Below are 15,770 nucleotides of genomic sequence, written 5' to 3' on the forward strand. Positions count from 1 at the left end.
GCGCGCTGCGCGCCATCACGAGACGTAATTGAGATAGGACCGGTAATACGGGAAAATCCGGTCCCGACCCGCGCCGGTCCAAAGCCCGAATGCGATGAGCGCGTTGTAGTAGACGTTCTTCAGCGGCATTCCTTGGGTTAAGGCGAGAACGCCTCTGGCTGCGCTACTCTTCGTGTGCCAGTCGACATTCAATGACATGGCTGCGTCGAGACTGCGCACATGGTGCAGCATTCCGGATGGCATGAAGAAGACGTCACCCGGCTCGACGATGACCTGCTGCGGCCTCGCGTGACGAAAAAGTGGATGCATATCGAAATCAGGGGACTCGGGATTGACGGCGGACCACCGCCAATCATGGACGTAACAATAGTTCCGCTGATCGTAATCCAACACGGTGAAACACTTTCTTCCGCGCAGTTGGAAGAAGAGGTTGTGCGTCAGCAGACAATCGAAGTGCAGCGGCGTATAGCTCCAGGATGGGCCCAAAAAGAACTGTGCGAAGTCCGTCCAACTCGCGCCGTACCAGCTCGGAAAGAAATTCTGTGGAAACGCCGCAAGGCCCGCGGCGGCGTCCGGAAAGACGCTCGTCAGCGGCATATCATGCAGATAAGCGGGTCTTCTTGCGCGATCGTCGCCAGCCGCCCGTCTCACTTCATATTGTTCGATCTCGTCGAGATATGCGGCGATCTTCGATTGTCGCGTCAATATCTCGCCACCTGGGCGCCAATCCTTTAGCAAAACGGTGTTACTGCCGGATTGTTGCCGGAGACGATCGAATGTCCAGCTTTTGAACGCCACACTGTCCGCAAGGGCGCGTTTAATGAGCACCGGCCGGTTCTTCGCCACATAGCGTTCGGCGAATTCCACGCTAGTCAGATGCGGCACCGTATCGACGCCGTGCCCGTCAATTTCGTCCTGCGCGGCGATGTGACTGTGCGACTGCGTTGTCTCGGTCGTAATGCTCATTGCGCGGAGCCTCGCGCGTCGGCATCCATCTGCTTGCGCAGGCTCAAGGGGCGCATATCGGTCCACACTTCCTTGATGTGAGCGAGGCACTCGGCCTTCGGTCCGGACTTGCCGACTGTGCGCCAACCAGCCGGTAACTGCTTGTATTCCGGCCAGATTGAATATTGCTCTTCGTCGTTGACAACGATCGCGTAAATTGTTTGATCTTCTTCGTCCCACGCCATATCGCCCTCCTGCTCATTATTCCCAGCAGCAATTGCCGCAACCCTCGCCGCAATTTGCTATTGACGATGCGCTGCGACGACAGCTGCGCCGAACCGCTCGAGAATTGCATCGACCTCATCCTGTGCGATGATCAGTGGCGGCAAGAATCGGACGACGGCTCCAAAGCGGCCGCCGAGCTCCAGAATCAGGCCGCGACGCAAGCATTCGTGTTGGATTGTTTTAGCGAGCGTTGGCGCGGGATCAGGCGCCGGCGCGTTCGTCGCGTCTCCATTAACAATCTCGACCCCCACCATCAGGCCGCGTCCGCGCACGTCGCCGATGCATGGATGCTCCTCGGCAATAACCCTGAGACCCGCCATGAGACGCTCGCCCATCTTCGCGGCGTGCGAATCGAGAGAATTCTGTCTGACGTAGGAAATGGTCGCCGCGCCGGTCGCGAATGCGAGCTGATTGCCCCGGAATGTTCCTGCATGCGCGCCGGATTTCCATTGATCGAGGTCGCGATGATAGACCACCACTGAAAGTGGGAGACCGCCGCCGATCGCCTTCGAGAGCACGACGACATCTGGCTCGATCCCGGCATGCTCAAAGGCATAAAGGCGGCCCGTTCGGCCAAGCCCGGTCTGAACCTCGTCAACGATGAGTGGGATTCCACGCGCCTTAGTGATGTCCCTTAATTGACGAAGCCATCCGTCCGGCGCCGCAATCACCCCGCCTTCGCCCTGAATCACTTCGATTATCATTCCCGCGGGCGTCAGAACGCCGCTATTCGGATCGTCGAATAGGGTCTCGATGTATCTGGCGCTGATCGCCGCGCTCGCCTCGCCGCCGATTCCGAAAGGACAACGATATTCTGAAGGGAATGGGAGAAACTGCACCTCTCCCCCTAGGCCCCCAACGGCGCGCCTTGGCGTCGGCTCCCCTGTTAGGCCTAGGGTCGCGTGCGTCATGCCATGATACGCGCCGCTAAACGAAACGAGCCCTCTCCGGCCAGTCGCTGTTTTCACCAATTTTAGCGCGGCTTCGACTGCGTCAGCGCCCGAGGGGCCGCAGAACTGGATCTTGTAATTTTCCTGGAATGCCGCCGGCAGACTGTCAAAGAGTTCACGGGTGAACCGATCTTTTAAGGGAGTTGGCAAGTCCAGAGTTTGAAGCGGCGGTTCTTCCGCCAGAGCGGACTGAATCGCCTCAATGACGACCGGGTGGCTGTGACCGAGTGCGAGCGCGCCGGCGCCGGCAAGGCAATCGATAAAGGTTCGCCCTTCTGTGTCTTCGACGTAAATTCCCCTGCCCCGTTTTAGCGCAAGGGGAATTTTGCGCGGATACGTCCTCGCATTGGATTCGATATCCGCCTGACGCGTCAGAAGGTCGTTTCCGAAGGATGAATATATGGGAAATTGCGCCTTGTCGGCGCCGATCTGGAAGTCTCGATCGAGTTCATCGATCGATCCCGCCTGCACGCCCTGGGGCTTGAACGTCGACTTCAAATCGCCTGAACGCGGCGCATTACCGCCTGCCAGCGTTTGCGCTCCTTCCGCCATGGCGCACCTTCTTTCACGCTTACCGGCTGACGCAAGATGACGCCCCCTATTGGGTGAGACGATTTTCGACGACATTCACGCCAAAAAAAATCAGGATGGGCTTTCCGCGCTGACGACGTAGCTTGCGGGCGGGGCGCGCTGGTTGACGCTCTGAATTAATTTGGCCGGATTCGGCCGCTCGAATCGTCTCTCTTAGCGAGAAGAGAAGCGGCGCTACGCGTTTGTGCCGCGAAAGTGCTGGGAGAGGCGCTTGTTCGAGGAAGCAGCGGCAACGAGCCCGGCCTCCGTGCTTGGCCTTATGCGCGTTTTCGCAGCGTCCAAGCTCCTATTCTTATCTTCTGTCGCGACCGGGTTGATCGGCGGCTCCGCCAGCGCATGGCTGTTGGCCCTTGTCACTCAAACGATTGAGTCGCCTCAAAAAGAGACAGTGGATCTTGCGTTGTCGTTCTTTGCGCTCTGCTTGCTCTCTCTTGCTTCCAGCGCCGCTTCGCAGATTCTCTTGTGTCAAATCGCTCAAGAAAATCTGTTCAAGATCCGGCTCTGGCTCAGCCACAGCGTTCTCGCCGCGCCGCTTCGCAACATTCAGATACTCGGGCCCCACAAATTGATGGCTGCGCTGACGACCGACGTTGATAATGTCGTGACCGCTCAAGAAGTCCTTCCGACGCTTTTCATCGAGGGTTCAAAAGTTCTAGCCGTCTTTGTCTATCTTTGGTCCGTCTCGCCGCCGTTCTTCCTCTTTGTCTTCGGCTCTGTCGCGTTGAGCGTGTTTATTCTATATGTCCCACAGAAATGGGCATGGTCGTTCCTGGATCGCGCACGTCTAACGGAAAACGCCATATTTGGGCTCTTTCGCGCCGCCACGGAAGGCGGCAAGGAGCTCAAAATGAATGCGGAGCGTCGGCGCGCTTTTCTCGACGATGAATTGCGCCGCTCCGCTCATGCGTTGAAGATGCAACGCATGAAGGCCTTCGTCATTTTTGTGTCGGTTGATCGCTCGGCGGAAATGTTATTTTTTATTCTTCTCGGCGTGATGCTCTTGATTGCGCCACGTTACGCTTCCGTTTCGCAAGGCACTTTGACGAGCTTCGTGCTCGCCATCATTTTCTTAGGCGGTCCGCTTACCGCGGTCGGCGGCGCGCTTCCTACAATAGGGAAAGGCGTCGTTGCTTTATATCGCTATTGACTGGTTGCGCAAGGCGCGAACACGCGCCGCTTTTCTGGTGGAAGCCGATGGGGTTGACGAATGCTCTACAATTAACATGACGAGCGACACACCCTTCGACGATTGGCTCACGTTTAACGCCGTTCTCACGGAATTGTCCCGACTTTCTGGTCGTTGTCGCGATATTTTTCTTCTCAGTCGGGTTTACGAACTAGACAATGCCGAAATCGCAGCAAAACTGGGAATTTCCGTCAGGACGGTGAACAGGGACATTGGTTTGGCGACTAAACATCTCTGTTCGGTCCTTGACGGGCCCGCGACGCAGAAGAAAAACTCAAATCTCACTCCAATCCTACAACAGAAGTTCGTATTCGTAGTGGAGGCTATTGGAAACTGGGATCGAAATATCGAACGGCGCAATCGGTGTGGCGCATTGCGGTATGCGAGATCACAACGACGAAATGATCAAGCTTGGATAACGTCAAATTGTTTGGATCAGCGAGAAAGGGCAGCGGACGCCTTGTGATTTTTTTTCGTAGGTGAAGACAGCGAAAAGGATGCGGTCCAAGCTGGTCTTGTCCTGGAAGGCGCCCATCACGTGGCGGGCTCTTCGGCGCGCTTCGCTAAACCGCCCGTTCGATGGCATTCTTGGTTCGCAACCGCTTTCTCGCTTTTTTCGATCTTGAGGCGGAAACAGGTCAAAAACTCGTCGTGGTCGTCTCTCCAGTGGGCGGCGGCCCTGGGATTGGCGTCCTCCTTCTACTCGGCGACCCGTGCACCTTGTTGAGGACTTGCGGATTTTGCGCCCAGCGCTGGAAGGCGGCGCGCGGGTGGACGTCGTGCAGCGCCGCCAGCCGTCGACCTTGTAACGGTCCTTGAGTGGCCGGCGGTGAAAGACCCCCACCACTGCGGAAGGCTCTTGGCGACCTGGTTCTCGCTTGAGGCGGCGCCGAGCCGTAACGCGACAGCATTAAAATAATCCGCGAGTTTCGACGAGGCGGAAAGTCGCTCCAGAACTCGCAGATCGACGTGCGGCCGCCACTCGATGCCGCCGCGTTGGAGTTGCGCTCCAAAAGCGCCCCGCTTGGCTATCGTCCTTTACTCCTGGGGCAATGATCAAGCGCCGCACATCATCGAAACCCGCTGCTTCGAGCAAATTAAAGTCGGCGCGGCGCATGATCGACTCCACAATCTGATCCGCCAGTTAGGATACAGGCGACAAAGCCATCTGTGTGAATTGGAGAAGAGCCGGAGACATCGAGTTCAGGCCCCCCGGGCGGCGCCCGCCAATCGTAGGTTCGGTCAAGAGCCCACCGCTTCAGGATCAAGCGGTTGATCGCGCCACGGCGTAGAATTCTGGAATAGGCCGTCGAGGAGAGAGCTTTCTTGCAACAACGGCGAGAGCGACCATTTTCGGTTCTCAATGGAGACGCGCACTCGAAAAACTTTGAGCGCCGAATCGCAGTGCGCAGCGACCATCGCTTTTAGGCCGGCTGCGGCCCTCACAGCCCCGCACGTCCGTCTTTGATGCAGCGCTTACCCGGCTATTGACCAGACTGGCGCGCCCGCGCGAGGGCGATTCGCGGCGGTCCAGCGCTCCCAGCGGAGATACGCAGGTTCGCCGCGCGACGCCAAGTTTCTAGCGCTTTCGACTCTATCCGACTTGACCACGATGCCGCAGAAATTGATCGGCAAGCACGATCGCCATCATTGCTTCGCCGACGGGCACCGCGCGAATGCCGACGCAGGGATCGTGCCGGCCTTTCGTGACGATTTCCGTGTCTCCGCCGAGGTTGTCTATTGTCAGCCGCGGCGTGAGGATTGATGATGTCGGTTTGACAGCGAAACGCGCTATGATCGTCTGTCCCGTCGAAATACCTCCGAGCACGCCGCCGGCGTGATTGGAAAGAAAGACCGGTCTGCCGTCCTTGCCCGAGCGCATTTCATCGGCGTTGGCTTCACCCGAGAGTTCCGCGGCCAAGAAGCCCGCCCCGATTTCAACTCCCTTGACGGCATTGATCGACATGAGGGCGCTCGCGAGTTCGGCGTCGAGCTTACCGTAGATCGGTGCGCCCCAGCCTGCGGGGACGCCTTCCGCGATCACTTCAATCACAGCGCCAATGGATGAACCCGCTCTCCGCGCCTCGTCGAGAGCATCCTCCCAACGCCGCGCCGCTTGTGGATCCGGGCAAAATAGCGAATTTCTGCCCACTTCGCTCCAATCGAAGCGCTCACGATCGATTCTGTCCGAGCCGATCTGCACGAGCGCCCCGCGAATCGACACGCACGCGACGACTTTACGAGCGACTGCGCCCGCCGCAACGCGTGCGGCCGTTTCCCGCGCGGATGCGCGTCCGCCACCGCGATAGTCGCGAATTCCATATTTCGCATCATAGGCGTAGTCTGCATGACCGGGACGAAATTTGTTCGCGATCTCGCTGTAGTCTTTCGAGCGCTGATCGGTGTTATCTATCATCAAAGCGATCGGCGTACCCGTCGTGATCTGCCGGCCATCTCCGTCCGTGAAGATTCCGGAGAGAATTTTCACGTCATCGGGCTCCCGCCGTTGCGTGGTGAAGCGCGACTGGCCGGGTCGACGTCTGTCGAGCGCATGTCGAATCTCTGCTGCCGTCAGCTCAATGCCGGGCGGACAACCGTCGACCACTACCCCAAGCGCCGGCCCATGGCTCTCGCCGAATGTCGTGACGCGGAAGAGGCGGCCGAAACTATTATGAGACATGCAGACTCCCGCATTCTTCCGCAGACCTGATTTCGTGGCCGTTTCCGCCACGCGGCCGAAGGATGAAGAGACGCTCGGCCGTGTAGCTCCGCGCTCGGACTGTCACCATTTAGTTTCGCACGGGAGAACGCTTTCTCAAATGCAGGTGAAGAATACGAACGCCTTCCAGTAGGTAGCCATCGTCCTCTGCGATGTTCCGGAGGTCGCGGTCGAGAGCTTCGATCTCTGGACTGGTCGCGAGCCCGAGTTCTCGCAGCCGATCTCGGATCTGATCGAACGAACGCCAGATTAGGCTCTTTTGACGCGGGCTCCTGAGCGCCGGTTGCGTGAACTGCGCCGCTTCGATATCGACGTCGATGTTCTGCACATATGTCCAGAGCGGCTCCGCGCAATTGAATTTGACGTTGATTATCTCGCCCAGCCTTTCGAGCAGCTCGACCGAACGGGGGATGGAGGGATGATGCGGAATGGAAAAGCGCCGTGTCGTCGGCTCCTCGATGATAATCGAGCCGTTGTCCTTGCATAGAGATAGGACGTTCTCGAAAAATGTCGTCCAGTTAGTGATATGCGCGAGAACGAAGCGACAGTAGACGACGTCGAACGCTTGTCCGATGTCCAGCGTGGATGTCATGTCGTGGCGAATGAAGCGAATATTGTCGATCCCGCGCTCGTCTCGTCTATGGAGACAGACGTCGATTTGAGCTTGCGACTCGTCTATCCCCACTACAACGCCGTTGCGTGACCTGACCTGATCTGTGAACCAGAACGCCATTTGGCCATGCCCGCATCCAATTTCCAACACAGAACGAGCGTCGTTAGGAAGCTGGCTCGAGACGAAGTCTCTACTCGCAGGGTCGTATAGCTCGGTCAATATCTCCAATCGCTCCCGATCGGCGTAGCCGACATCATGGATATAGGCTTCACTTTCGTTCTTCAAATTGCTGTCATGGTTCTGCATGGCGTTCTCCGAGAACGTCTCAGATGATAATGCTGATGCGCCGTTGCTTCGAAATGGACTCGTGGTCCAAATGCACAAATCTCTCGCGAATTCGAAATTCGGCTTCATGCGTGACGAGCCGATATCTCGCGCTGCCGATGAACTCCCAGGATTCGTGATTTCGAAATTGATAGACAACGAAGTTCACTCTCACAACGATCTCTTCGGTCGGAGGGGCCAAAAGTCGCAAGTTGGACATCAGGCGACGCGTACGCGAGCGCGGCTGTTCCATCCAGGTCGACGCGCCCGCGAAATGCCGAACGCGCGCCCGCAATCGGTCATAGTCGTCCAAGATCAGGCAGAGGGCTTGCTCAGGCGCGCTTTCGGCGTGGCGCTGCAATGGAGCGACAATGTAGCGTCCACCCGGTTCAAAAAGCTCAAACCAGTCTTCGAGGCGCCAATCGTCGAGCAGGTCCGCTTCCAAGGCGAGAAAGGAGGTGATGCGGCTTACGATATCCGAAACGATGGGGACGGCGCCTATATAGGAAACGACGGATGTTGCTGTCATTACGGCTGCTCCACATAATTGGCCCATTCACGCCAGAAGGCTCTGTTCTGCTCTTCATCCGTATGATTTGTCGTCCCGACGCTCATGCCGCGCGAGAAGTCGCTGTAGCCGATGCCCGCGTGTGCGTATGACCGCTGGCAGGATTCCAGAATTTCGACGTCGTCGGGCGTTCCGAATCCACCCGGCCCGATGAAGGAGATAAGCGCGCTGACGCGCATGGCCCTTTCTTCCGTCGTCTCATCCGAAAATCCCGCGCCCCAGACGGTCACTTCGACCTCGTCGGGGGACGTTGGGAAAAAAGTCCGGATGTTCAAGCCGAGTATGTCGTTGATGACCAGATTTGGAAAAATAAAAAGGCTGCGGTTGGTATGAGCCATGTCCTCCGCGCGTCGGCGCCCGACACGGGCAACGAGATCGTCGAACTTCTTATCGATCTCCGCTTTCATTTCGGCTGGGAAAAGCGGACTCCAATAGGCAATTGGCCGTCCAGTCGAAGGCGGCCCGCTCTTTATGACGGCGTGGCCGCCACCGAGTGCATAGCCGATGCCGCTGCGCTTGTGCGAGTTCGGATCTGTGCCAAGCGAATCGAGAAGGTCGAGGAATCGCTTGTGCGCAATTGGCAGATGATAAGCATCGACGCCGTTTTCAGCGAGTAGTTTCCAATTGGCTCGTATGGAATGATGAAGGTGTTCGGGCAGCACTTCGACGGAGCCTTCGGACTGATCGCAGACCAGGTCTATGTATTCCTTCGCACCTCCGAGATAGGAGGCGAGGCTCGCCGACGGTTCGCCGAAGCTGATGAATAGAAAACCGCGATAATCGTCGAGCTTGATTTGCGGCAAGGAGCGCTCGGGCAGTCCCTCGCCGATGCGTCCATACGCGGACCTTCCCGGCACGCCGGTGAGCGCGCCGGACGTATCGTACATCCATCCGTGATAGGGACATGCAAATCGCTTCGTGGTTCCTTTCGCGTCCGAGCAGACGACGGCGCCGCGGTGCGCGCAGGCGTTCAAGAACGCGAGCGGCGTTTCGGAAGCTACGTCTCTGACCAAGATGACGGGCCGACCGCCAATCTTGCGCGTGAGAAAGTCGCCGGGCTTTCCGAACTCGCTTGCATGACCGGCATACAGCCAGCATTTGTCGAATATTTGCGTCAGCTCCCGGCGCCATGTGTCTTCACATACATAGACTTGCCGATGCACCCTGAAAAAATTCTTGTTATCTGTTTCGACGAATTGTCGGGGCGTCATTCGGGCCTCCCGAGAACAAATCCAGAGCGAGTCTGAGCATCCGTAAATACCGCACATAAAACAAGCAAATATTGTAGCAGATATGCTGGCGTATATATAATATTGCGTCGTTTGAAAATAGCAACATTATTATTAATTATAGGCAGTATAAAAATTTATTTTGGTTATTTATTGTGCTGCACGCGATGCCGATCGCGAACTACATCGACTGGCGCGCGCTAGGGTATTTTCTTTTCGGTCGGCGTGCGGCGCTTGACGAGCGTCGGTTGCGTGAGAGCGACGGTTGCGAGCGCGGCAATGACGAGGCAGCACGCGGTAGCGAGCAACGAGACCACCAGGGCGAACGAGATATTGTCAGCGACGGGTTCACGACCGGCGATCGCAAAAAACAGTCCGCCAACAGTGGCAATGCTCAATGCGGAGCTTACCTGCAAGGTGGTGTTGATAATGCCGGATATGAGACCCGACCATGCCGGCTCTACTTTGCCGATAATGGCGCGAAGGAGGCTCGGTAACGCCGTCCCTTGCCCAAAGCCGATCGCGAACAATGAAAGGCCGCGAAGCGCGTGATCGAGCGGCTGGTCGGTTCGCCAATTCCAAACGACCAAAGCTAGGCTCAGAATGCCGATCGTCTCGAGAGCGATTCCTGCGGGAGCTGTTCGCTGGCCGAGCATCCGGCCGGCATAGGGGCTGAGAAGTGGAGCGAGAAATGAGCCGACGCCGAATGGCAGAAAGACGAGCGCCGCCTCTCTAGGAGATTCGCCGAGCGCACTTTGCAGATAAATGGAGAAAATAAGAAAAAACGCGCCGATAGCGTAAAAGAAGAGGGCCGCCAGCAACCCCAGGGAGAAGCCTGGCAGTTCCATGACGCGCGGGTCGAAAAGCGGAGCTCCGCCCTCCCGCAGAAGTTTGTCCTCATTCCGCAGGAACAGCGATCCAGCGATCGGCGCCGCCATCAGTAATAGTAGGGACCAGAGCGGCCAGCCTTGTTCACGTCCTTCGATCAGCGGCGTGACGACGAGCGCGAGCGTGAGGGCCGAAAGCATTACGCCGAAAATGTCGAGCCGCGGCGGACGTGGATTAGAGGCGCCGGATAAGAGAAGACCTAAAATGAGAACGACCGCTGCGATCGGCAGATTGACGAGAAAGACGATCCGCCAGCCGAGACCGAAGACATCAGCCGAGACCAGGAATCCGCCCAGGATTTGTCCGCTCCCCGCGGCAAGTCCGAGCGTTGCGCCATAAAGACCCAGCGCGAGCGATTTTTCTCTCGGCGCGAAAATCATATTGATGGACGCGAGCCCCTGGGGAACCATCAGCGCTGCGCCAAGTCCTTGGAAAATTCGGCCCGCCACGAGAACGCTGGAACAGGGGGCCCAACCGCATATCGCCGATGCTCCGGCAAAACCGGCGAGTCCGGCCAAAAAGATCGCCCGATGTCCGAAAATGTCTCCGAGCCTACCCCCCGTGATAAGGAAAACGGCATAGGTCGTCATGTAGCCGGAAACAACGAGCTGCAGATCGGAGGGCGTCGCGCCGAACTCCTCTTTGATCGCCGGCAGCGCGATATTGACGATGAAAAAATCGAGCGGCGATAGAAAAACGCCCGTGAGCAACACCGCGAAGCGGACCCAACGCCACCGATCGTGAGCGGCGATAACTCCATTGCTGCGGCTCTGTTGCTCGAGCGACATTTCGCGGGATAACTCGACAGGGATGGGCACAAGCACGTTTCCTTGCTATGCTGATTTCGGTCGCATTTAGCAATGCTCGTTTCGATTATGTGTGTGATCGCTCCGGCTAATGCGCCTCTCGACCGGAGGGAGGCCCCCGGCCTGCGACCACGTCATTCGCGAACATGCGATCGCCGTGTCATGCCGAACGCGCTGCACATTTGCCCAGCGTCGGTCGTCAGAGTCGCGTAGGCGCTCGCCGACTCCGCGCAGCTCGACGAGGCCCAGAGCAATCGCGAACATTGCTTGGGGACGACGGGTCCGACTTTGGACTCGCATTCAGAATTTCGCCTTCAGCGTGAACCCCGCCATAATCGGATCAGCGGGGGTGCCGATCACTCCTCCGGCAGTGAAATTCGGCGACACGGTCGTGAAATAATGCTTATTCGTCACATTATGCACCCATCCAGACAGATCGACACGCTCGTCAGTGAGGCGCAGTCCCGCATGCAGATTGAGCAGGCCGTACGCATCGATGATGCTGTAGATCGAATCATCTGGAACCGAAAAAAACTTCGTTTGATATGAAAAATCGGCTCCGAAATAGGCAACCACCGATTTTTCGATCGGCTCGAACACTCGTCCGATGTCATGTGCATATTCGCCGCCGACGGCGAGAGCCCATCGCGGCGTCAGGGAGATCGGTCGGCCGGTCAGGCTGCAAGACCTCGAGAACCCGAGCTCGAAGGGGCAAGGCGCGTTCTCGAATGAACCGTAATAAGTGTGATTGTAGGTGACAGAACCATATGTCGTCAGCCCCTCTACCGGACTCGCTCGCAGGTCAAACTCGACTCCTCGCGAGATCGCCCTCTTGGCGTTGGAAAGATAGGTGATCGGTCGAGCGCCCGATATATCGGTGATATTGGTGATGTAATTTCGATCGACCATGATGAATGCGGCGACGTTCGCGAGAAATCGACGCTCGAAGAAGGTGGTCTTCAGTCCGATTTCGTAATCGTCCAATTCCTCCGGCCGCACTGTCGTGGAGGCCGTCGTCGGCAGATTCGCTATCGGATTTGGACCTCCAGCGCGTCCTCCGCGCGCGTAGGTCGCGTATGCGAGCGTGTCGGATGAGATTTTATAGGAGGCGGAGGCCAGAGCGGAAATCAGTCCCTGGCGCGTTGTTGCGTTGAATTCGCGATCTGCCCCGATCAAGCCAATTCGCATGCTGCGCGCCGCTGCCTGTTGCGCCCCCGCCAGTCCGTCGAGGCTGTTGGCGGCAAACTGATACTGGCGAAAGAGCGTGCTCTTCGCCGCATAGGAGTAGCGAAGACCGAAGGTGAAATCGAGATCCGGCGTCGCATGCCAGACCGCCCTCGCATAAGGCGCGATGATATGGCTGCGGGGATTGTCGTAGGATTTCGAGGCGAGATTATTGAGTGCGATATCGTTAAAGGCTATCGAATTCGCAGGCGAACCGTACCAGCCGCCGGCCGCTGGGCCATAGCTCGAGTATCCCCAGTCATAGAGCTGCTCGAATAGATAGAAGAGGCCTGCTGTTCCCTCGATGGGGCCATTGGCGGGCGTCGATACTTTGAATTCTTGCTGCAGCGACCGCTCGGCGATTTGATTGTTCGAGTTGGTTGTCCGCACCGGGGCGAGCGCGCTGCTCGTTTGGTTCAGCGGATCGAAGTTCCATCCACGAAAGGAGGTGAGAGAGGAGAACTCATAGCCGCCGGCGTTGTAGCCGACTATGGCCGCCACACCATAGCTCTGCTGCGTGTTCTGAAGGTAGCCGGAGATGTCGCCCTTGTAGCTGTCGATATTGTAGAATGACGTCGGCACATAGTTCAGCCTCGCCAAGCGAGCGTAGAGATTGTTCGGAACCACTGCGCCATTTGCATAATTTGCAACGACGCCATTCAGTACATTCGGGCAGCACGCCTGATGGACATGCGAGTAATCGGCGATCAGACGCACGCTGAGGTCGTTGGTCGGCAGGAACACGAACTGCGCGCGAACGCTCTTGTTGTGCCAGTCATTGTATTTTTGGCCGCTGTAATAGCTGGAGACATATCCGTCACGATCGACGCTGGCGAATGAAAGGCGGAACGCCAGCTTGTCGCTGTCGGCGATCGGGCCCGTCGCCGATCCGCGAACCTGGACATTGCTATAGTTGCCGGCAGAGACTTCGACTTTCTGTTGCCTCTCGAAGCTCGGAGCGGCTGTGTTGAGATAGACGGCGCCGCCCGTTCCATCCATACCGCCTTTGGTTCCTTGCGGCCCTTTCAAGACGTCGACGCCGACGAGGTCGGGAATATCGAAGATGGCTTGACCTGGCCGAGGCTGATATATGCCGTCGACATAGATGGGCACGCCGCCGAAAATTCCATCGGTTGCGACAGACGTCGATGACCCGAACCCTCGGACATTGACGGTCAGCGAACGAACGTCGGCGAAGCGGATCTGCAGACTCGGTTCGAGCTTTTGCGCTTGCAGAAGATTGCTGATCTGCAACGCGTCGATCTGCTGCTTCGTGATGACGGTTGCTGCCTGCGGCGTCGTCTGGAATGCGGTTGCTTGACGCTCGGACAAATCGGCGGTTGTTTTCGGCGCGGAGATCACGACTTCTGGAACTCGCGCCTCCTCGGCAGGAAGCGTTTGCGCGACGCTGGTGATAGTGTGGGCGAAGCAAAGCGGAATAGCGGCTATAAGCGACCGTCTCATCATTCAAACTTTCTGACGCAACGACATAGTCCAGAAAGCTAAAGATTTTTGAAAAGCTCAGGCAACGCTCATTCTTCTTATGAGTCGAATATCGAGGAACGATGGAGTCCCTCATCCGCGCGTAAGGACGCGTTCCGCGAAGCCGAGCAACTGCGTGTTGAACGCCAGCGCGTCCTCGTAGAACGGCGAATGGCCGACATTGGGCAGCTCGAGAAAACTTGCGCCGCGAATATGCTCGGCGGAGGCGCGCGAGGCGCGAGGATCGCAATGGAGATCCTTTTCGCCGACGACGAAAGCAAGTGGCAGAGAGATCGAGGCGATGAACTCCTGCGGCTGCGGCGGACGTCCAACGATCATCCTGCGCACTGCGGGCGGCTGCGTCATATTATAGGCAAGCATCTGCGCGAACTCCTCCGGCGCCGGCGGCGTCGCAAAGCAGCTCGAAAGAAAGGCAATCGTTCCGACGATATTGGTAGGGAGATCATCTTCGAGCATCAAGGGCAGACTCGCGGCCGAAGCCTCGCTCGCCCATTCGGGGCTTCGGCGCCACGACGATCCGACGAGCTGAGCGCCGGCGAGGCTCTCGCCGCCATATTCCTTGAGATAGTCCCATACGACGCGGCCGCCGAATGACCAGGCGACAAGAACCGGCCGCTCGGCGTCGACGGAAGCGGCCACAGCGCGCAGATCATGCGCCCAGAGCCTGTTGTCTTGGTAGGCGTCGGGATCGAGCGGTTTGTCCGACGCCCCATGGCCGCGAAGATCGTAGGTAATCAGGTGATATTTCTCTGCCAGTCGCACGTCCCGTAATTGCCGGATGAAGGCGAGGCCACTCTGCGCGAAGCCATGAATGAAGATGATTGGCCGCCCTCGGCGGTTGCCCCATCGTCTCACGGCGATGTTCACGCCGTCCGAGCTCAGGACATTCGATTTATCATATTCAAACGGTCGAGGACAAAGGCTCGGATACACGTTGATCATGGCCACGAAATATAATGGATTCCCGCAATCGCCGCCTCCTCGGCGACGCGCTCACGACCGACGAATTTGCTTCGACCATGCAGATTTGGAAACACGAAATCCCGTTATTCGTCGAATAACCGGCGCAGCATGTTCAGTTCTCGCGTGGTCATCATTCTGAGTGAGAAGGATCGCCGAGCCGCTCGATGAGATAGTCTCGTAACCGCATGGTCGGCGAGGACGGAGACGAGCGAATCGAATAGAGCGCTACGTCCACATCGGGAAGTCGCGGGAAGCCGTCACCCTCATCGAGACGCTGCAGTCGATCATCGATCGTGCTCGCTTTGAACACGCCTACACCCAAGCCTTGTCGCACGGCAGCTTCGATGCCGCAAACATTCGAATTTACATGGGCGAGGCGCCATGGAACGCCACGTTGTTGAAGGGCGGTGATCGCCCAGTGACGAAACATGCTTCCGGGCGGAGCGACAGCCAGCGGCAAGGGCAATCGCTCATGTTGATTGTGCTCGGACGATGTCGTCCATACGACCGGCTCGCGACGAAGCACCTGTCCCTGGCTTGTGCCCGCCGGCTCCATGGCGATCACAATATCGAAATGCGTGCCAATGCGCGTGAGCATGGAACTCGGCATGCCGCCGTAGAGCTCGACATTGACGCGTGGATACAAACGGCAGAATGCGCCGACAAGCGGTGGCAGAGTGTTCGCGACGTAATTATCGATCGAGCCGAGGCGAACCGTGCAATCGGTTTCTTCCGCGCGGAGCGTGCGAAGCGCCTCGGCATTGAGCGCCAACATACGCCGCGCGTAATCGAGCATGAGCTCCCCTTCGGGAGTGAGGCGGAAACCCCTCTGCGGACGCATGATTAAGCTGACGCCGATAACTTCTTCGAGACGCTTGATCTGGAGGCTGACGGCCGCTTGGGTTCTGTGCAGCGTGCGGGCGGCGGCAGTGAACCCGCCTTGATCGACGACAGTCACGAACACGTGGAGAAGGTC

General features: G+C 57.8%; 13 protein-coding genes. 2 read left to right on the forward strand and 11 right to left on the reverse strand.

Translation table 11 applies throughout. The annotated features are described in order from the left end of the window. Positions 1–15 precede the first annotated feature (15 nt). From JJT62_RS02245 to JJT62_RS02255, 3 genes are read right to left on the reverse strand one after another with little or no spacing between them, the layout of a single operon-like run. On the reverse strand, positions 16–966 hold the full coding sequence (locus JJT62_RS02245) for a cupin-like domain-containing protein (protein WP_202071048.1): 951 nt from the start codon (positions 964–966) through the stop codon (positions 16–18). Continuing rightward, the gene (locus JJT62_RS02250; RefSeq protein ID WP_202071049.1) at positions 963–1,190 is read right to left on the reverse strand and encodes an MbtH family NRPS accessory protein; all 228 of its coding nucleotides are present in this window, start codon (positions 1,188–1,190) and stop codon (positions 963–965) included. Before JJT62_RS02250 ends, JJT62_RS02245 begins: the two co-directional genes overlap by 4 nt. Before the next feature lie 57 nt (positions 1,191–1,247). Further along, a complete protein-coding gene (locus JJT62_RS02255; protein WP_202071050.1) occupies positions 1,248–2,732 on the reverse strand; it encodes a diaminobutyrate--2-oxoglutarate transaminase in 1,485 nt (494 codons plus the stop codon). Positions 2,733–2,982: 250 nt separating this feature from the next. On the opposite strand from JJT62_RS02255, the gene JJT62_RS02260 reads away from it, so the two are divergent. Further along, complete coding sequence (locus JJT62_RS02260) at positions 2,983–3,918, forward strand: ABC transporter transmembrane domain-containing protein (protein ID WP_246744654.1); 936 nt, start codon at positions 2,983–2,985, stop codon at positions 3,916–3,918. A 76-nt stretch (positions 3,919–3,994) separates the two neighbouring features. Then, positions 3,995–4,423 carry a sigma factor-like helix-turn-helix DNA-binding protein gene (locus tag JJT62_RS19485; protein ID WP_370568479.1) on the forward strand — a complete coding sequence of 143 codons (429 nt, stop codon included), beginning with the start codon at positions 3,995–3,997 and terminating at the stop codon, positions 4,421–4,423. Positions 4,424–5,551: 1,128 nt separating this feature from the next. Here JJT62_RS19485 and aroC read toward each other — a convergent pair. The 8 genes from aroC to JJT62_RS02305 form a co-directional block, all read right to left on the reverse strand. Continuing rightward, the gene (gene aroC, locus JJT62_RS02270; RefSeq protein WP_202071512.1) at positions 5,552–6,637 is read right to left on the reverse strand and encodes a chorismate synthase; all 1,086 of its coding nucleotides are present in this window, start codon (positions 6,635–6,637) and stop codon (positions 5,552–5,554) included. Positions 6,638–6,746: 109 nt separating this feature from the next. Then, a complete protein-coding gene (locus JJT62_RS02275; protein ID WP_202071052.1) occupies positions 6,747–7,595 on the reverse strand; it encodes a bifunctional 2-polyprenyl-6-hydroxyphenol methylase/3-demethylubiquinol 3-O-methyltransferase UbiG in 849 nt (282 codons plus the stop codon). Between the two features lie 19 nt (positions 7,596–7,614). Then, entirely contained in the window at positions 7,615–8,169 is a 555-nt protein-coding gene (locus JJT62_RS02280) for an aromatic-ring-hydroxylating dioxygenase subunit beta (RefSeq protein ID WP_202071053.1), read from the reverse strand. Further along, positions 8,142–9,449 carry an aromatic ring-hydroxylating dioxygenase subunit alpha gene (locus JJT62_RS02285; protein ID WP_210340535.1) on the reverse strand — a complete coding sequence of 436 codons (1,308 nt, stop codon included), beginning with the start codon at positions 9,447–9,449 and terminating at the stop codon, positions 8,142–8,144. The genes JJT62_RS02280 and JJT62_RS02285 overlap by 28 nt, the downstream gene beginning before the upstream one ends. Positions 9,450–9,610: 161 nt before the next feature. After that, positions 9,611–11,086, reverse strand: coding sequence for an MFS transporter (locus JJT62_RS02290; RefSeq protein WP_246744706.1), 1,476 nt, complete (start codon positions 11,084–11,086; stop codon positions 9,611–9,613). Between the two features lie 318 nt (positions 11,087–11,404). Then, positions 11,405–13,795, reverse strand: a complete 2,391-nt coding sequence (locus JJT62_RS02295) for a TonB-dependent receptor (protein WP_202071056.1) — start codon at positions 13,793–13,795, stop codon at positions 11,405–11,407. Between the two features lie 108 nt (positions 13,796–13,903). Next, complete coding sequence (locus JJT62_RS02300) at positions 13,904–14,773, reverse strand: alpha/beta fold hydrolase (RefSeq protein WP_246744707.1); 870 nt, start codon at positions 14,771–14,773, stop codon at positions 13,904–13,906. A 151-nt stretch (positions 14,774–14,924) separates the two neighbouring features. Next, the gene (locus JJT62_RS02305) at positions 14,925–15,758 is read right to left on the reverse strand and encodes a LysR substrate-binding domain-containing protein (protein WP_202071058.1); all 834 of its coding nucleotides are present in this window, start codon (positions 15,756–15,758) and stop codon (positions 14,925–14,927) included. Positions 15,759–15,770 lie beyond the last annotated feature (12 nt).

It is taken from the genome of Methylocystis sp. Sn-Cys (genome assembly GCF_016745395.1).
In the GTDB taxonomy this organism is placed as follows: Bacteria; Pseudomonadota; Alphaproteobacteria; order Rhizobiales; family Beijerinckiaceae; genus Methylocystis; species Methylocystis iwaonis.